Origin of the sequence: Francisella sp. XLW-1 (genome assembly GCF_008711455.1) — a bacterium.
GTDB classification, from domain to species: Bacteria; Pseudomonadota; Gammaproteobacteria; order Francisellales; family Francisellaceae; genus Francisella; species Francisella salimarina.
In genome coordinates this window covers 418307-435066 of sequence record NZ_VXKP01000002.1, presented here as the reverse complement: position 1 = coordinate 435066, position 16760 = coordinate 418307, and the positions used below count along the sequence as shown (strand labels likewise).

The following is a 16760-nucleotide window of genomic DNA, read 5'->3' as shown; positions in this document are numbered from 1 at the left end:
AAAGCTAATTTCTAGATTAGGCTATCAATATTATTAATCTCATAGTCATTATATTTATCAAATATTTCAACTAATTCTGCTGGTATTTTTGCAGGTCTGCCTTTCTGAGCATTTATCATTACCCAAAGGGTATCTGCTTTACACAGAAGAGCTTTATCTGACTTTCTATAAATATGATACTTCCTAAATGTAGAAATCTTAGTAATACTCTCTACCCACGTAACTACAGCGATATCATCACCTAAAAATCCTTGCGATAGATACTCTATAGTATGCTTCTTAGCAAACCATGTCAGCCCATGAGCCTCTGTAAGGTCAAATACGCCATTAGCCTTAACATGCTCAATAGCCACATTCTGCATCCATTGAAGATAGACAATATTATTAAGATGATTGTTTGGATCGATATGTTCAGGTAATACCTTAGTTGACAAAACAAAGTATTTTAACTGTTGATTCATTTCTGACCTAAGAACTTAAGCAAATCGCTATATCCACCAATCTGTTTATCATCAATGAATATTAAAGGTGTAGTTTCTAAATTATACTTATGTTTAAAAGCATCTGTTTCAGCTCTAGTTTTTAAAATATGATCTTCAAAAGACCAGCCCTTTTCTTCAAATAACGCTTTTGCTTTTAGACCATACGGGCAAGTTTTCTCAGGTGTTACCATGCGATATAAGATTATTTTGTTAAATTGTTGAGTCATTGATTTAAACTCCATAATAATGTAGTGTTGATATTATAAAGTATAGCACCAGCAATTAAATTTGAAAGGTAAGAATACTATGTGCACCAATGTTTTTATAAATAAAAATCAATACAAAATCGAAGCAAGATCTATGGATTTTCCAATAAATATTGCCTTTAAAAATGGTTGGGGTTATGTCGGTATTGAAAATGTAACAGATGTTGTAATAGATGCTGATAAAATTCCTGAAAGCAAAATCACTAAGTGGACTTCAAAATATGGTTACTTTTGTAGATTAGGGTTCGAGAGTTATGTAACAGATGGTTTAAACACTCAAGGTTTTTCATATAGTATCTTGTATTTAGATGGTACGGTATATCCAAGTTATGATGATAATGATAATAGACCTGCACTAGCAGTATATGAGCTAGGTAATTTTTTGCTAGCTATGGCAAAAGATGTAGCCGATGCTCTTAAATTAATATCTGAGTATCAGATAGTAAATAGTGCTGTAAAGTTAAAAGACGGCATATATATAAAAAATATACCTCTTCACATCTGTCTAAGAGATGCTAATGGCAACAGTGCTGTAATAGAGTTTATTGATGGTAAAATGTACATTCATAAAAATGCTGGTAATGTCTTAACTAATGCTCCTACTTACGAATGGCATCTAAGCAATATTGAAGAATATAAATCACTACTACAACCATTAGTAAATAATAGTAATCCTAAATTTAGTGATAGAGTTATTAATTATGCTGATACAATTTCAAACTCTCGTCCAGAAGTAGCTCAGTTAGTTGGACTACCTGGAGATTTTAGTGCTGCTGCAAGATTTGTTAGATCTTATATATTATCTGAACTGATGCTTGAGCCAAAATCTAATAGAGAAGCTATATTTCATGCAGCATCAATAATTGCCAATGCTTCTGTACCACCTTATGAGAAATCTATGACACTATGGACAACTATTAAAGACCTCAAGAATCTAACTGTAGCATATAAAGATAATGCTGTATATCAAGGCACAGGTCCTGTAGGAGTTTATGCTATGAATATAGATAACGGTTATGTTACTTATGACCTAAATGCGATGAACTTCTATGATATACCGCCAGCTGAACAAGATTCTGGGCTAAAAGTAACATCTCCGAATGAAATCAAACAGATCATAGACATGTCAGCTGTTGTTGGTTTAGAAAGACAGTAACCTCAAGATTTATTTGCGATACTTGGATACTTTAATGACTTATTTATTTTTGTTGTTTTTTGACTGTTTCAGCTTAATTGGCATGTGATTACAAAATGGCTCTTCTGCAAGATAGCTACCATGGATATTATAAGCTCTAGCTCTACAGCCTCCGCAAATTTTGATAAATTCACATGAGCCACATTTACCTTCATAAGCACTAAAATCACGCATATCATGCATCACATCACTATTTTGCCAAATATCTGCAAATGATTTCTCTTTGACATTACCTGCACTCACAGGTAAGTAACTACATGGGTAAACATTACCATCAACATCTAGCAAACATATACTTTGGCCTGCGATACAACCTTTGCCACCACCAGTACCAAAGCTAAGAGCTCGTGATCGAACTTTTGCATTATCTTCCTTATTACGCTCAAATCTAATGCGATAATAGTGTGGCGCACAAGTTGGACGCACAAGCATATCTTGCTCATCAGCTTCCATATCATAGTGCCAATTTAGGATTTCTTGATAATCATCGACATCTATTAACTCTTGCATAAGCTCTTCGCCACGACCTGTTGGTACAATCATGAAAAGGTACCAAGCTGTAGCTTCAAGAGATTTTGCTAGTTTATAAACATCTTTGATTTCATGTTGATTGCGTTTGGTAAATGATGAGTTTATCAAGAATGGTATACCATGTTTTTTAAATAATTTCGCAGCATTTACAGTTGCTTCAAAGGCGCCTTTTTGGCTACGAAAATCATCATGTGTCTCAGCTGTAGCACCATCTATGCTTAAAGATACTATACTTATACTTGAGTTTTTGATCCTCTTACAAATCTCATCAGTAACTAATGAGCCATTAGTAGCTAAAGCCATACGTAGACCTTTAGTAGCACCATATTTTGCTAGCTCAAAAATATCTGCTCGTAAAAGTGGCTCTCCTCCTGATAATACTAATACAGGATTTGCAAACTCGACTATATTATCAATGATTCTAAAACCTTCTTCGGTAGAAAAATCAGGGTGACCAAGCACCTCACATTCTGAAGATGAACGGCAATGTACACATTTGAGATTACAACGTCTAGTTGTCTCCCATGCCATCCATTTAAGTTGATGTTTCACTATAGTTGCCTATCTAGGTATTATGAAATATTATAACAAATAAAAGACATCTCTAGAAAAGTAATTTTTAGTCCTATAATATATATGCAAAATTTAATATATTAATCTCAAGTTATGAAATTAAAAAAAGTCTTATTTGCTTGCTCAATTGCTATATGTTGCATCAGTTTAAATAGCTGTATATTGAAGCTTCCTTTTCAAATTGTTGGTGATGTGATCGACGACATCACTCCATTTTAGTCTATGTCTTTAATTATCATTAGTACTCTCTAAACAATAGTCAAATTATTAATCTTTGTTAATTTTCGTAATTTACTAGTCTATAGCTCTAGTATATTAAAATTATATATGTAATATTTATAAATACTGGTTTAATACTAAGTTATAAGTTTATAAATTATACAGGAGATATAAAATGTTAAAGAAAGTTACGATTGCTACAAGTATATTAGTTAGTGGATTAGTTTATGCTGCTCCTTCAGCAGATTTTGCTAAGGTAGAAGAACAGTTAGTAAAAAATGATAACTATTCTGGTCACTTCATCCAATCACGCAAAATTCAAGGATTAGACAAACCTATTCTTGCATCTGGTGAATTTGAGCTATCTAAGAAAGATGGTTTAGAGTGGAACCAAGAGAAACCGTTTAAATCTTCTCTAAAAGCAACAAAAGATACTATTACAATTAAGACTGCAGATAGTCCAAAATCTGTATTTGGTGAAGAAGATAGCCCAATGGTATTCTCATTCTCTAAAGTATTCTTGTCTGTATTAGAGGGTGACTCAAAAGTAATCTACGATAATTTCAATACTAAATTTAGCGGTACTACAGATGATTGGACATTAGTATTAACTCCTAAAACTGAATTACTGTCAAAAGCTCTTAAAGAAGTAACCCTAAAAGGTGGTGAAACTATAACTTATGTAGAAGTAGTTGATGCTCAAAATAATGTTATGGATATCCAATTTAGTGATATAGAAATCGACTCTTAATTAAACCTGATGCTAAAAACTAAGTTTTCTCTTAGTTTTATTTTATTTTCTATATTTTTTACTTTTAGTATGTCAAATGCTCAAGATAGCAAAAACTCATCTAAAATTATCAAAGAAACGGCTAATATTTCTCTAAATATTGCGAGTTCCAACTACGATATTTTTTATCAAAAATCTAATCAAAATTTACCAGTAATTATAGTCGTACATGGTTTCTCAAGATCAAAAGATAATATGTCTGGTTGGGGGAATTTCCTAGCTAGCCATGGATATTTTGTAGTAGTGCCTAATCTACCATTTTGGGCTAATCATAGTAAAAATGCAGAATTTATATCTGAGCTATTAAACTATATCTATAGCAATAGCGACTATAAGAGCATTATAAATAATGATCTTGCTTTGGTTGGTTTCTCTGCTGGAGGATTAGCTACTTTGATAGCGACATCAGAGAATACTAGGGTCAAGCTTTGGATAGGATTAGACCCTGTAGATGTAGGCAATCTTGGCTCTCAAGCCGCCAAGAATATAAATTGTCCAACCTATATAATAGCTGCCCCAGCAAGCGCATGTAATGCCAATAATAACTACAAAGACTTCATAATAAGTCTAAAAGATAATACTCTTGTCAAAATTGATGGAGCTGTACATGTCGATGCTGAATGGCCAACTAGCAGATTCGCTGAGTTGTTCTGTGGTAGATCTACACAGCAAAAAAGAGAAAGATTTCATGATGATGTGTTGACGATTTTGGATAAGAGTTTTAAAAATGACTTATTGACAACTAATAATTATTCAAAATAATACTAATCTCCTCAGCCACTCTACTAGGAAATATCCCAATATAGCCACCTAGCTTTTTAGCTAGATTATCACCAGCTAAACCGTGAATATATACTGCTAATCTACTTGCTGATAGCGTATCCAAACCTTGAGCTAAGAACGCTCCAATAATTCCAGATAATACATCGCCTTGCCCTGCTACTGCCATACCTTGACATCCTGTAGTATTTATATAGATTTCATCATCTTTACAAATTAGGCTTCCAGCTCCTTTTAGTACTACTGTAGAGTTATACTTTTTAGCTAATGCTCTAACTGCTACAAATCTATCATCTTGGACTTCTTTGGTAGTACAGCCAAGTAGTCTTGCTGCTTCTGCAGGATGTGGTGTTATTATTTTATTTTCTAACTGGATAAATTTTTCTCTAATTTGTTGATTAGTTGAGATTATATTTAGGGCATCTGCATCAAAAATTGCAGGTTGAGTTAAATTATCAATTATTAACTCTAAAACCTGTTGAGAGTTATCAGTTGTATCAAAACCAACCCCTACTGCCAAAGCTGAGAAAATCGCTAAATTTTTGCTAATAATTTTTAATGGTTTTGTCATTAGCTCAGGTATAGACATATCAGCACGAAAGTCTTTATCTAGAGATATCATCGAGACCTTACCACAACCACTATATAACGAGCTTTTACCAGCTAATTGCAAAGCTCCATTCATACCAACATTACCGCCTATTATAGCTAGATCACCATAAGTACCTTTATTGGTATTTTTCTTTTTCCTAAGGATATTATCAAGATTTATATCTTGAACATGATTTTTATAAACTTGATAGCCTGATTGAGTAATATTGATATTTTGATTATCAATCAGCTCTTTGACAGTTACCTGACCAGCATAATCTAAACCATCACCTGTGTGTAGCCCTTGCTTATCTGCTAAGAATGTAATTGTCTCATTAGCTTCGATAGCCTCACCATATACTTTGGCATTAAAAGCACCTAATCCACTCGGTACATCTATAGCTAATGTGTATTTTGAATTTTGATTTATAACCTTAACAAGTTCTAAAATATCTCCTTGTAAATCTCTATCTAGCCCTATGCCAAATATTCCATCTATTACGACATCATAATTATTAATATCCAGCAATTTATCTAAAGGAGCCTTTAACTTTGAAAACTTTTGATAATAGTTTCGGTTGTCTTGATTTCCCTTAGCAAAAACTCTATAAACATCAACACTATAGCCATTATTTAAAAGCTTGATCGCAGCTGCAATTCCATCACTACCATTATTGCCAGAACCCGCTATTACTAAAACTTTACTTTGTTTATCAAACTTAGCACTAATCAATTTAACAACTTCATCTGAAGCATTTTCGATTAGATTCAATCCTTGAGAAATAGCATACTCTTCAATTTCACGGTTTTGTTTTTCTGTTAAGAAATACACTTTTAAAAATCCTAAAAATTACTAAGTCTATAAATATAATAAGTGAAAGATAAAACTTTTGATATCATAAAATACCTTTTAGAGTAAGTTATAAATCCCAGCGCTGAACCGCTTGTACACTATCCGTTGGTCCTGTATTAAAACAAATTTTTGCAGTAGTTGCATATTGATGAACTACGTTCACTAATTTTTCAAATAGATAAAAACAATCGCCATCTTTACGTACACCTGCACCTATTAGAACAATATCAAACCTTCTATTGGAAAGTAGATCAACAACCTCTTTAACTGCAGATTCTTCACTAGTTATATATCCCATTTGAGCATCATAACCAATATCATTTAACTTTTGTAAATCTACTTCAAGTACACTACGAAGCCTTTCGGGATCCATACCAGGATATTTGGAGTAATCAACAGAATTTGGCTCCCATCCTATACAAAGAACTTTCTTTTTACTCATATACATCTTCTTGTATTTTTACGACTAAATCATTGTATATTAATGACTATCTATTATCTATCTAGTATCCAGCATGATATATGATCAGATAAAAGATCTCTAAATCAATATCCATTTATAAGTTAAACTAATATGAAATATAAAAATCATTAGTTTTACATATATAATTTACCTGCCATAATACCCATAAAATTAAAATTTGATGGAAAAAAAATGAAAAAAATAGCTCTATTGATCACATCTATAATCTTGTTTAATCAAGGATTCTCAATACACACTAATGATAACAAATTCTTTGAAGCTACCCAGCTTAATAGTAAAAATTGTAGATATGCTCATGAGGTGGGTCACAATTCATTCTCAGAGCCTGAAATGAATCTCGCGTGCAAGCCTCGTTCTTAATACTAGATAACTTAATTTTTAAGATAAAAACTACCTGTCTTTAAGAAAAAAGATACTTTAGTAAGAGTTTCCTCATCATGATGAATTTCACTATGATTTTTATTTAGAGTAATTCTGTCAAGACTGTTTATAGAAAACACTGATGATACCTCTACCAAACCATCATGCTCACTTCTCAGACATAATCTTGCTAAGAAATTAAGTTTTGAATACTTATTACCAGCAATAAGGCCTACTGATACTTTGTCTGCTACTCGATTACAAATTTCTAAATACTTGTCTGTTACTTTGAGATCTTTATTTGGTTTTAGCACTCTAGAATAAAATGGAATCCTGTCACCGAAATTTGCAACTCTTGAGCCAGCAAATGGAGAAGCTATAAATACACACTTTTCAACATTCGTAAGCTGTAACTTATCAATAGTCATACATGATATTATCCCACCCATACTATGAGCTACAAATATCAACGACTTTGATAATGGAATATTTTCTATAATTTGACATAGTTTATTAACTGCTATATCAATACTTACGAATGTCGTTGGTAAGTCAACTGCTATAACCTCACCATAACCATCTTTCAAAAAGTTAGCTAAAGATGACATGTCTTTACTATTTTTAATAAAACCATGTACCAAAATTACAACTTTATCTTTACTCATCGTTATATGTATTACTTAGAGATTAAAACCAAAACCATTTAGATTATCTTTTAGAATAATATTAGGCTCATTAAATGTAATATAATCACTATACAAATCTTTAGCTACCCAGTCTAAAGGATCAAGATCAGCTACTGTAATATCTTCTGCTAATGCAAAACTAGCTGTAGCTAAAATACCTGCTGGTGACTCCATCATACACCCCACCATACATGATATACCTGCACTGTCTGCTAGTTTCTTGATTTTTTGAGCTTCTAAAATGCCACCTGTTTTTGCAAGTTTAATATTAATCATGTTACACGCTTGTTTATCTATAACTCGCTCTGCATCTTTGGCATCAAATACTGACTCATCTGCAACTACAGGAATATTGCTAAATTTAGTAATCTCTGCCATTGCTTTTATATCGTAATATTTAACAGGTTGCTCGATTATCTCTACATTTAAACTATATTTGTTTATCTCCTCGATAAACTGCTTTGTCTGTGCTAGATTCCAACCTTGATTAGCATCAAACCTAAATTTAATGTTTTTACTAAACTCATTATCAAGAGCTTTAAGCAACTGGATATCTCTATTAAAATCAGCACCTGTTTTAACCTTGATAGCCGTAAAATTAGCTTCGACACCATTTTGAATATTTTGTATAGTTTCTGCAATGCTACCACAACTTATAGAAACATCAGTTTCAATGATATTGTTTTTTGCACCAAGTAATTTAGCAACAGATATATTTTGCTCTTTGGCTAATAAATCATGATACGCCAAATCTATAGCCATTTTGGCAGCAGAGTTAAACATCACTTTTTTAAAAGCTAGTTCTAAAGTTTGTTTGTAATCAGATAAATCTGAGCCAAGTATCACTGGAGCAAATATCTCACGAATAATATATTGCATACCCTGCAACGTATCTCCAGTAATCGCTGTGGTTGCTGGAGCTACACCATAACCTTTAACTTGATTATCTAAAGTTAACTCAACTGCTAAGGAATCAATATGGTTTGTACTTCGTACAGCTGTTATAAATGTTCTTTTAAGAGGTATTTTGATGATAGATGTTTTTATATCAATTATCTTACTCATATTGCAAATCCTGAAAGTATCTTAGCTACAATTAATCCACCTTGGGTACCAATCAAAAAACCAAGTAAAGCCATAACAACTGCGATAGATACCAAACTTCTTGTATATGCACTTGCTAATATAGGTGCTCCTGCTATTCCACCAATATTTGCTAAAGAGGCAATAGAGCACATTGCTAAGTTTAGCCTAAATATCTTGGCAATTATTATCATAAGTATAGCATGAATAACAAGAACCATAAGTCCACAAACTATGTATATCGGTGCTTGAGAAAACCCTTTGAAACTTGAGCCTGATGCTATAAGTGCGACCAAAAAATATAAGAAGATACTTGCAATAATACTATCACTTCTAATTTTGGCTAATGGAGTCATAGCACCTACAAACCCAAATAGTGTTACTAGCAGTATTGTCCAAGTCTTAGCAGATATTAAATCTGTTGCTGGTAAATAACTTGATAAAATCTTTGCTATATCAGTAGCAGTAAATGCCATTGCAATTAGTACAAATATTCCAACAAAGTTAATATCGCCTTTGACATCATAAGGATTGTTAATATCAACTTTACTTATATGCTCTTCAATACAACTTGCTTTAGTCCATTTATCAAATATATTTGCTCGAGAAATAAGCGCAAACAGAAAAGCAAACCAAATAGAATAACTAATAGAATCTGTCAATAGTATATAGCCCATCTGATTATCAGGAGTACTAAGAGCTTGCTTAACAGCTATCATATTACCAGTACCACCCATCCAACTTGCTGATAAAGCTGAGAATCCTTTCCAAGCATCTGGCGATATATACTTACCAACAGTCAAATACATTATGACAAAAGCTATTATGATGCTTACTGTAGCTCCAAAAAATGCTATAAGTAATTTTCTACCTAGCTTTATAACTACTCTAATATCACAACGAATAAGCATCAAAAATAACATCACAGGCAATATTAAGTCTTGAAGCTGTAATCTTGTTTGAATAATTTCTGAAGATTTTGAATCCCAAAATCCCATAGCTGAAAGTACTACTATGACAAAATAAATAATTACAATCGCTGGAAAATATTCAAATAATTTTGATTTTGATTTACTTGATAACAAAACTATAAGACTACATATAAGTAATAAAGATGATATATAAGATAATGAAGTTGAAATCATATTTTAGAATTTAAAACAGAGATAAATAAATTATACAGATTTTTGAACTTAATCTTTAAGAAAATTCTCGATATCAGATATTAGATCTTCAGGAATTGTTTTAGGCGCATATCTAATGACAGTCTCACCATCTTTTGATACTAAAAATTTTGTAAAATTCCATTTTATACGTTCTGTACCTAGTACGCCTCTTGCCTTATCCTTGAGATATTCAAATATAGGTTCAGCATCTTTACCATTTACTTTTGTCTTTTTCATTATTGGGAAAGTAACATCATAGTTAGTTTCACAAAAGTTTTTAATCTCCTCATCACTACCAGGTTCTTGCCCCCCGAATGAGTTACAAGGGAAAGCTACTATCTCTAAATCCGGATGTATTTTATGCAAATGTTGAAGTCCTCTGTATTGTTTAGTAAAACCACACTTACTTGCAACATTAACTATCAAAAGGACTTTATCTTTCGGTAAATAATATTCCGAACCATCGTTTTTAGTTAGTTTAAAGTCGTAAATCGACATTCTCTCACCTCTTATATACATTATTTAAAAACTACTTTGGTGTATTCTGATCCGGAGAGTTCAAAATACTAAAAATCTCATCCACAAGTTTAGGATTAACATTATACTCTATTGCAAAATTTGTACGCGTAGCTTCTAAGTCCTTATCTTGGAACGGATCTGAATCTGGTAAGTTTTGCTCTTTTTGTAAATCCAACATCTTACTTCTTAACTCCTGTCGCTCAGCTATACTCTTTATAATTTGCTCATCGGCGTGCATGATTTCAGACTCATATTTGCTTGGCGTAGGTTTAGCTATAAAGCTACTTGGTGTCATTGCAAATGACATACCAAATATTGATATACTCACCAACATTAATAGATACTTTTTCATATATAATAAAACTCCTAATATAGTAAAGATACTATAATGGTTTACAAAAACTTTTAAAAGCCCATAATATGTAAAAAATTAATTAATTGCCTTATGTTTTTTAAAAGTAAAATTTCTACTGATTCTTCAGAGCCTGAAAGCTCTGATAACATAGAAGATCATGCAAGTATTATCAAACCAAAATTGCTTAGATTATTTAACTGGTTAATATTCTGTTCGTTTATTTTAATACTAGGCTCTTACTTAAGTGCACAAATATATATTTTCTCTTTTATATTTTGCATTCTAGTAACTTTAATAATCAAGCTATATTTGTTAAACAAACTACCTCCAACTAATTTTAAAATCTACATTATTATTTTTCTGATAGTTTTTGTTTTATGTGAATATAATCATTTACAAATTGTTCATACAAAAACTATAAAAATTAGTAGTATAGATTATAGACACTTACTAACTGATCCTGGAATATTTGTTGGAGCCCTTTGCAATATTATCTTTACTACAAAAATTCATGTAGCAAATCAGTTATTCTTTAATGAAAATTTTATACAATGGTTTGCTATATATTTTGATAAAACTCCAGAGCAAACTTTAGTCTTTCTTGATGGTGTGTTTATGTATTCTTTTGGCTATGTTATTCCTATTTTCATCAATTTTATATATGCAATGTTAATTGGAGTAACTGTGATTAGAATAAAACAATTAATATTTAAAAATTAAGACCTAAGAAAGTGACTTCCTACACTATATTTTCTACTTACTGCTTGTTTTACAGAGAGTTTAGCTAACTTGATTACTTTACGATAAGCCTCTAATTTTAAATCGTAATTTTCTAAATCATGATTATGGGCAATAGATTTTTCTAATACTTCTAGCTCTTTATAGACATTTATTAACTCATTTTGCTTTCTAACTAATCCAACACTATCCCACATTAACTGGCGTATATGAGTGATTTGTTTTGTATAATCACAGTGAGATTCAACTAATTTTAACTGTTGAGTGTCCTCTAGATAAGTATCTTTTATATTTATTAAAATATGTTTACTCGCTGCAAGTGCATACACAATACACTCTAGTAGAGAATTACTCGCAAGCCTATTTGCTCCGTGAAGACCAGTACAAGAAACCTCACCAACTGCATAAAGTCCATCGATATTTGTTTGAGAATATTTATCTACACTAATCCCTCCACAACTATAATGCGCTGCCGGAGATATTGGGATTCTATCATTTGTAGGATCAATATTATTATCTAATAACTTCTGATATATGTACGGGAAATTTTCTTGCCATTGACTAGAGCTCAAGTGAGTAGCATTTAGGTAAATATCTCTTCCAGCTTGCATATTTATGTATATTTGTCGAGCAACAATATCTCTAGGAGCTAGATCTTGTCTTTTATGGACTGACTTCATTATTCGTAAGCCCTTCTCAGTTTCTAGAACTGCTCCACTACCACGAATAGCTTCTGATATTAATACAGGATCTCCATTTCGAGCAAAAAAACACGTTGGATGAAACTGTGTAAACTCTAAATTCTCAAGCTCACAACCAATATCATAAGCCATTATCATAGAGCTTCCAGCGCCGGCTGTTGCATTAGTTACATATTTGTACAGTCCTGAAGCTCCACCCGATGCTAATATCACTTTTTTTGCAATAAACTTAGTCACATTATGACTTACGTTATGAGTATATAAACCTATACATTTATTATCTTTTTTAATCAATTCAATAACATTATGTTCAGAATATATAGTGATATTCTTTAATCTATCAAGATTTTCGTACAACTTAGTAATAACAGCTCGACCAGTATAGTCTTTGATATGCAAAATTCTTGCTAAGGAATGTCCTCCCTCCAAATGTAAGCTATATTCACCATCTGACTTCCTATCAAACTCTACGCCATGCTCTTCTAACCACGATATTGCGGAGTTAGATTCTGTCACTACTTTTGTAATACTATCAAGATTTGCAATCTTACCACTAGCTATATATGTATCGTTTACATGTGATTGTATGGTATCTTCCTCAGAAACTATTGCTGCGATTCCGCCTTGAGCATACGAGCTTGCGCTATGGCTTAATTTTTGATCAAAAATCAAAGCCACATTTAATCCATGCTCAGCTAACTCAATAGTGGCTACTATACCAGCTAATCCTCCGCCAACTATAACTACATCATGTTTTCTAGTAATCATTTTTATAATTGAACCTGCATGGATAAATCTATCGCCGTAATATGTTTAGTAATTGCCCCAACAGATATAAAATCCACACCCGTTTGAGCCATCTTCACTATAGAGTTACTGTCTATATTACCTGATACCTCAAGCGCTACTTTACCTTTAGCAATCTCGACTGCTTTGTTTATATCCTCGATCGAGAAATTATCTAGCATAATGATATTAGCACCAGCTTGAATCGCTTGATTTAACTCATCAAGGTTAGTCACTTCAACTTCTATAGTTTTTGTAGGTTGTAAACGAGCAGCTTTTGAAACAGCCTTTGTAATGCCGCCAGCTGAGCGGATGTGATTCTCTTTAATCAAATATGCGTCAAATAAGCCTATGCGATGATTAAATCCTCCACCACATGTAACAGCATATTTTTGGGCCATACGAAAGCATGGAATAGTTTTACGCGTATCAAGAAGCTTTGTCTTATAATCAGCAATCAATTTAACTAAATTATTTGTTGCTGTTGCTGTAGCGGAGAGCATCTGAATAAAATTAAGCATTGCTCTCTCTGCTGTTAAAATACTCCTAGCATTACCCCTAAGCTCAAAAATCTTCTCACCAGCAGATATTTTGTCTGCATCATCATAAAACCATATTATCTGGATATTTTTATCCACTTGATTTATAACTTCATTAGCAAACTCTTGGCCACATAAAACCATATCTTCACGTGTAATACAAAATGCTGTCGTATCTACATTTTCGGCAAGCTGAGCAGTAATATCACCATCTGCAATATCTTCGACTAAAGACTCCGCTACTAATTTTTTAATAACATTCTCTGGAACACTAGTAATCTGATTAGTATTTAACATTATTTCAGACATAATACTTCCCTAGAAATTTATCATTCTGTTTAGAGGAATAAGAGCTTTTTGGCGCACTGTTTCTTCTACGAATATCTCATTATCTTGATTAATCAAACAATCTTTTAGATTCTTAAGTTGATTTAGCTTCATCCATGGGCATTTTGCACATGATTGACATGTTGCACCACGACCTGCTGTAGGTGCTGGAATAAATTGTTTATGCGGTGATAACTGTTTCATCTTATAAAACACACCTGTATCAGTTGCTACGATAAACTTATCATTGTCCATCTCTTTACTTGCAGCTATTAATTGAGAAGTTGATCCTACTGCATCGGCTCTTTTTATAATCTCAGCAGGTGACTCTGGATGTACCAAAACCGCAGCATCTGGATATTCAAGCATCAGATCATCAAGCGCTTGTGCCTTAAACTCTTCATGTACTATGCAACTACCATCATATAGTAGCATATCAGCTCCAGTTTGTTTTATAATCCAATCTCCAAGAAATCTATCAGGTCCCCAAAGTAATTTTTTACCTTGCTTATGCAGATGTGAACATATTTCCAAAGCATTTGATGATGTCACGGTCCAGTCAGCTAGAGCTTTAATCTCCGCAGATGTATTAACATATACAACAACCTCCCTATCAGGATTAGCTTCTATAAACTTTTTAAACTCATCATTACTACAGCTTAAATCTAGCGAACACTCAGCTTCTAAAGTTGGCATAAGAATTTTTTTCTCAGGACTGAGGATCTTAGCAGAATCGCCCATAAATCTAACACCCGCGACCACGAGAGTATCGCATTCACTTTCAAGACCAAACTTTGCCATAGCCAGAGAGTCTCCAACAAATCCACCAGTTTTTTCTGCTAACTCTTGTATTTCTGCATCAACATAATAATGTGCTACCAAGCAAGCATTATTCTGCTTCAATAGCTCTTGTATTTCATGCATATATTGTTGCTTTTCAGTATCTTTTATTTTCAAACTAGGTAACTCTTGTCTAGCTTGTGATATTTTGTCTTTTATAAGTTTTTGATTTAACATCCAAATGTCTCCTTAGTTATTAGCTTTGGATATTTTCTTCGAAATATTTACATAGTTGCTCTAATGATTGACTAAAATCATCATTTACGAGTTGATAATCATATTCATCTGCATGAGAGATTTCAGACTCTGCTTGACTCATTCGATAGTCTATAATGTCTTTAGAGTCTGTATTTCTAGTTTCTAGACGCTTTCTCAACTCATCCATAGATGGAGGTAAAATAAATATACTCTTTGCCTTGTTTCCATATATAGATCTTGTTTGTTGGGCACCTTGCCAATCAATCTCAAGAATTATATTTTTGCCTTGCGCAAGTAATTTATCTATTTCAGACTTAGATGTCCCATAGTAATTTTTGAAAACTTTAGCATATTCAATAAAGCCATTAGCGTCTAGCATCTTTTCAAACTCTATAATTGAAACGAAATGATATTCTTTACCATTAGTTTCACCTATCCGAGGATCTCTAGTTGTATGTGATGTTGCAACAGCAAAATTTTCTTTGCCAATTTCAGTTTCTAAAAAAGCTTTTAATAAGGAGCTTTTGCCAGCACCAGAAGGCGCAGAAACTATAAAAATATAGTTACTCATTTATAGAAAAAAATTATTGTATAGATAGTCCGATGAATTATACAACTTTAGATCAGTAAATAGAATAATACACAAGAAATTATTTATTTGAGAATATAATAAATTAGTACCGGCAGCTTTACAAAATTTTCTATCTCCCTTATCTATTAAATTTTATAAATTTAACTATGAATATAGTTTATTTATATGATTCAAAACATTTAAAGCAATACACAAATCTGACTCATTAAAACAGCTAGAACTTTCTTTAGCCCATTTTGACTGCTTTTCATCTAAGAGCTCATATATATCATTAGCTTTTTTTGTTAGCTCTATATATTTAGATTGTTTGTGCCTTGGATTATCTACTTGCCTCACTAAACCTTCATTAATCATTGTCTTCACTATTCTTTGTACAGCCTGACGACTTTGTCCCATATAACTAGATATATCTACTATCGTCATAGGAGCTTTAGATAGTTTAATTGCTCCTAATATTTTCCATCTAGAAGATGTAAGTCCAAACTCTTTTGTTAAATTATCACCCTGTATATTTAGTATTCCACTAGCTTTAAATGTTTCTAGTACGAGGTTAGTAAATATTATTTCTTTTTTCATAACTCCAAATCCGACAACATGTTGACATATTAAAAAATGTAATATAACATCAAATTTATATAATACTTTAATCTAACTTACATATCATGAAAATTATAATACATAAACTTTCTGCACTTATGGCTACTTTTTGTATCACTTTGTTCTTCTCTGCTACTGTAGTTAGTGAGGTATTAGGTAATTATGAAAATATAGCAATAGTAAAAAAACTTATATTATTCCCAGGTTTGTTTATTTTAATACCCTTTATTGTAGCAACTGGCATAAGTGGGTCTATAATGACAAAATCAAAAAAAGGTATCGTAACTAAAAAAAAGAAAAGAATGATTCTTATTACATTTAATGGAATATTTATACTTATACCTTCTGCTATAGTCCTAAACTATCTAGCATCTAGAATGTTTTTCAATCAAACTTTTTATATAATACAAATAATTGAACTATTAGCAGGACTAATAAATATAATATTAATGATCCTAAACATAAAAGATGGAATTAAGATATACAGATTAAAAAATAATAAATAAAAG

22 protein-coding genes are annotated in these 16760 nt (G+C 32.1%); 7 read left to right on the top strand and 15 right to left on the bottom strand.

The genetic code is table 11. The annotated features are described in order from the left end of the window. Positions 1-11 precede the first annotated feature (11 nt). Both F3D59_RS04650 and F3D59_RS04645 read right to left on the bottom strand, forming a co-directional pair. Positions 12-461 (bottom strand): acyl-CoA thioesterase, encoded by a 450-nt coding sequence (locus F3D59_RS04650; RefSeq protein ID WP_150463978.1) that lies wholly within the window; start codon positions 459-461, stop codon positions 12-14. Further along, on the bottom strand, positions 458-709 hold the full coding sequence (locus tag F3D59_RS04645) for a glutaredoxin domain-containing protein (RefSeq protein WP_150463977.1): 252 nt from the start codon (positions 707-709) through the stop codon (positions 458-460). The genes F3D59_RS04650 and F3D59_RS04645 overlap by 4 nt, the downstream gene beginning before the upstream one ends. Positions 710-788: 79 nt before the next feature. Here F3D59_RS04645 and F3D59_RS04640 point away from each other — a divergent pair, with 79 nt between their 5' ends. Then, complete coding sequence (locus F3D59_RS04640) at positions 789-1904, top strand: linear amide C-N hydrolase (protein WP_150463976.1); 1116 nt, start codon at positions 789-791, stop codon at positions 1902-1904. Between the two features lie 39 nt (positions 1905-1943). On the opposite strand, the gene F3D59_RS04635 is transcribed toward F3D59_RS04640, so the two are convergent. Continuing rightward, complete coding sequence (locus F3D59_RS04635) at positions 1944-3026, bottom strand: radical SAM/SPASM domain-containing protein (RefSeq protein WP_150463975.1); 1083 nt, start codon at positions 3024-3026, stop codon at positions 1944-1946. A gap of 114 nt (positions 3027-3140) precedes the next feature. Between F3D59_RS04635 and F3D59_RS10180 the strand changes: the two genes are divergently transcribed. The 3 genes from F3D59_RS10180 (at position 3141) to F3D59_RS04625 (ending at position 4818) form a co-directional block, all read left to right on the top strand. Next, positions 3141-3266, top strand: coding sequence for a hypothetical protein (locus F3D59_RS10180; RefSeq protein ID WP_263477956.1), 126 nt, complete (start codon positions 3141-3143; stop codon positions 3264-3266). A 175-nt stretch (positions 3267-3441) separates the two neighbouring features. Next, positions 3442-4017, top strand: a complete 576-nt coding sequence (locus F3D59_RS04630) for a LolA family protein (RefSeq protein ID WP_150463974.1) — start codon at positions 3442-3444, stop codon at positions 4015-4017. 69 nt (positions 4018-4086) lie between these two features. Then, complete coding sequence (locus F3D59_RS04625) at positions 4087-4818, top strand: dienelactone hydrolase family protein (protein WP_224721153.1); 732 nt, start codon at positions 4087-4089, stop codon at positions 4816-4818. Here F3D59_RS04625 and F3D59_RS04620 read toward each other — a convergent pair. Continuing rightward, positions 4799-6259: an NAD(P)H-hydrate dehydratase gene (locus F3D59_RS04620; protein ID WP_150463972.1), complete on the bottom strand. Its 1461-nt coding sequence runs from the start codon at positions 6257-6259 to the stop codon at positions 4799-4801. The two genes, F3D59_RS04625 and F3D59_RS04620, sit on opposite strands and share 20 nt — an antisense overlap. Positions 6260-6347: 88 nt before the next feature. Then, positions 6348-6722, bottom strand: a complete 375-nt coding sequence (locus F3D59_RS04615; RefSeq protein ID WP_150463971.1) for a hypothetical protein — start codon at positions 6720-6722, stop codon at positions 6348-6350. 213 nt (positions 6723-6935) lie between these two features. Between F3D59_RS04615 and F3D59_RS04610 the strand changes: the two genes are divergently transcribed. Further along, a complete protein-coding gene (locus F3D59_RS04610) occupies positions 6936-7124 on the top strand; it encodes a hypothetical protein (RefSeq protein WP_146421292.1) in 189 nt (62 codons plus the stop codon). An 11-nt stretch (positions 7125-7135) separates the two neighbouring features. Here the strand turns inward: F3D59_RS04610 and F3D59_RS04605 are convergent, their stop codons facing one another. From F3D59_RS04605 to F3D59_RS04585, 5 genes are read right to left on the bottom strand one after another with little or no spacing between them, the layout of a single operon-like run. Further along, complete coding sequence (locus F3D59_RS04605; protein WP_150463970.1) at positions 7136-7789, bottom strand: alpha/beta fold hydrolase; 654 nt, start codon at positions 7787-7789, stop codon at positions 7136-7138. Positions 7790-7804: 15 nt separating this feature from the next. Next, a complete protein-coding gene (locus tag F3D59_RS04600; protein ID WP_150463969.1) occupies positions 7805-8875 on the bottom strand; it encodes a dipeptide epimerase in 1071 nt (356 codons plus the stop codon). Continuing rightward, positions 8872-10038 (bottom strand): DUF819 domain-containing protein, encoded by a 1167-nt coding sequence (locus F3D59_RS04595; protein ID WP_150463968.1) that lies wholly within the window; start codon positions 10036-10038, stop codon positions 8872-8874. Before F3D59_RS04595 ends, F3D59_RS04600 begins: the two co-directional genes overlap by 4 nt. Positions 10039-10086: 48 nt before the next feature. After that, complete coding sequence (locus F3D59_RS04590) at positions 10087-10557, bottom strand: glutathione peroxidase (protein ID WP_146421480.1); 471 nt, start codon at positions 10555-10557, stop codon at positions 10087-10089. 31 nt (positions 10558-10588) lie between these two features. Continuing rightward, positions 10589-10930: a chorismate mutase gene (locus tag F3D59_RS04585; RefSeq protein ID WP_146421288.1), complete on the bottom strand. Its 342-nt coding sequence runs from the start codon at positions 10928-10930 to the stop codon at positions 10589-10591. Between the two features lie 93 nt (positions 10931-11023). Here F3D59_RS04585 and F3D59_RS04580 point away from each other — a divergent pair, with 93 nt between their 5' ends. Beyond that, positions 11024-11653, top strand: a complete 630-nt coding sequence (locus tag F3D59_RS04580; protein ID WP_150463967.1) for a hypothetical protein — start codon at positions 11024-11026, stop codon at positions 11651-11653. On the opposite strand, the gene nadB is transcribed toward F3D59_RS04580, so the two are convergent. The 5 genes from nadB to F3D59_RS04555 form a co-directional block, all read right to left on the bottom strand. Beyond that, positions 11650-13140 (bottom strand): L-aspartate oxidase, encoded by a 1491-nt coding sequence (gene nadB, locus F3D59_RS04575; RefSeq protein ID WP_150463966.1) that lies wholly within the window; start codon positions 13138-13140, stop codon positions 11650-11652. The two genes, F3D59_RS04580 and nadB, sit on opposite strands and share 4 nt — an antisense overlap. Positions 13141-13142: 2 nt before the next feature. Next, entirely contained in the window at positions 13143-14006 is an 864-nt protein-coding gene (gene nadC, locus F3D59_RS04570; protein ID WP_150463965.1) for a carboxylating nicotinate-nucleotide diphosphorylase, read from the bottom strand. Between the two features lie 9 nt (positions 14007-14015). Next, complete coding sequence (gene nadA / locus F3D59_RS04565) at positions 14016-15041, bottom strand: quinolinate synthase NadA (protein ID WP_150463964.1); 1026 nt, start codon at positions 15039-15041, stop codon at positions 14016-14018. A gap of 19 nt (positions 15042-15060) precedes the next feature. Beyond that, positions 15061-15633: a guanylate kinase gene (gene gmk / locus F3D59_RS04560; RefSeq protein ID WP_042518566.1), complete on the bottom strand. Its 573-nt coding sequence runs from the start codon at positions 15631-15633 to the stop codon at positions 15061-15063. Between the two features lie 165 nt (positions 15634-15798). Continuing rightward, entirely contained in the window at positions 15799-16230 is a 432-nt protein-coding gene (locus tag F3D59_RS04555; protein ID WP_150463963.1) for a MarR family winged helix-turn-helix transcriptional regulator, read from the bottom strand. A gap of 86 nt (positions 16231-16316) precedes the next feature. Here F3D59_RS04555 and F3D59_RS04550 point away from each other — a divergent pair, with 86 nt between their 5' ends. Beyond that, the gene (locus F3D59_RS04550) at positions 16317-16757 is read left to right on the top strand and encodes a hypothetical protein (RefSeq protein WP_146421281.1); all 441 of its coding nucleotides are present in this window, start codon (positions 16317-16319) and stop codon (positions 16755-16757) included. Positions 16758-16760: the final 3 nt, after the last annotated feature.

Coding starts and splice junctions, on each gene's coding strand:
- F3D59_RS04555 (WP_150463963.1), bottom strand. CDS start 16,230: ATGAAAAAAGAAATAATATTTACTAACCTCGTACTAGAAACATTTAAA.
- nadB (WP_150463966.1), bottom strand. CDS start 13,140: ATGATTACTAGAAAACATGATGTAGTTATAGTTGGCGGAGGATTAGCT.
- F3D59_RS04595 (WP_150463968.1), bottom strand. CDS start 10,038: ATGATTTCAACTTCATTATCTTATATATCATCTTTATTACTTATATGT.
- F3D59_RS10180 (WP_263477956.1), top strand. CDS start 3,141: ATGAAATTAAAAAAAGTCTTATTTGCTTGCTCAATTGCTATATGTTGC.
- F3D59_RS04605 (WP_150463970.1), bottom strand. CDS start 7,789: ATGAGTAAAGATAAAGTTGTAATTTTGGTACATGGTTTTATTAAAAAT.
- F3D59_RS04590 (WP_146421480.1), bottom strand. CDS start 10,557: ATGTCGATTTACGACTTTAAACTAACTAAAAACGATGGTTCGGAATAT.
- F3D59_RS04630 (WP_150463974.1), top strand. CDS start 3,442: ATGTTAAAGAAAGTTACGATTGCTACAAGTATATTAGTTAGTGGATTA.
- F3D59_RS04615 (WP_150463971.1), bottom strand. CDS start 6,722: ATGAGTAAAAAGAAAGTTCTTTGTATAGGATGGGAGCCAAATTCTGTT.
- F3D59_RS04550 (WP_146421281.1), top strand. CDS start 16,317: ATGAAAATTATAATACATAAACTTTCTGCACTTATGGCTACTTTTTGT.
- F3D59_RS04600 (WP_150463969.1), bottom strand. CDS start 8,875: ATGAGTAAGATAATTGATATAAAAACATCTATCATCAAAATACCTCTT.
- F3D59_RS04585 (WP_146421288.1), bottom strand. CDS start 10,930: ATGAAAAAGTATCTATTAATGTTGGTGAGTATATCAATATTTGGTATG.
- F3D59_RS04610 (WP_146421292.1), top strand. CDS start 6,936: ATGAAAAAAATAGCTCTATTGATCACATCTATAATCTTGTTTAATCAA.
- F3D59_RS04645 (WP_150463977.1), bottom strand. CDS start 709: ATGACTCAACAATTTAACAAAATAATCTTATATCGCATGGTAACACCT.
- gmk (WP_042518566.1), bottom strand. CDS start 15,633: ATGAGTAACTATATTTTTATAGTTTCTGCGCCTTCTGGTGCTGGCAAA.
- F3D59_RS04580 (WP_150463967.1), top strand. CDS start 11,024: ATGTTTTTTAAAAGTAAAATTTCTACTGATTCTTCAGAGCCTGAAAGC.
- F3D59_RS04625 (WP_224721153.1), top strand. CDS start 4,087: ATGTCAAATGCTCAAGATAGCAAAAACTCATCTAAAATTATCAAAGAA.
- F3D59_RS04650 (WP_150463978.1), bottom strand. CDS start 461: ATGAATCAACAGTTAAAATACTTTGTTTTGTCAACTAAGGTATTACCT.
- nadC (WP_150463965.1), bottom strand. CDS start 14,006: ATGTCTGAAATAATGTTAAATACTAATCAGATTACTAGTGTTCCAGAG.
- F3D59_RS04640 (WP_150463976.1), top strand. CDS start 789: ATGTGCACCAATGTTTTTATAAATAAAAATCAATACAAAATCGAAGCA.
- nadA (WP_150463964.1), bottom strand. CDS start 15,041: ATGTTAAATCAAAAACTTATAAAAGACAAAATATCACAAGCTAGACAA.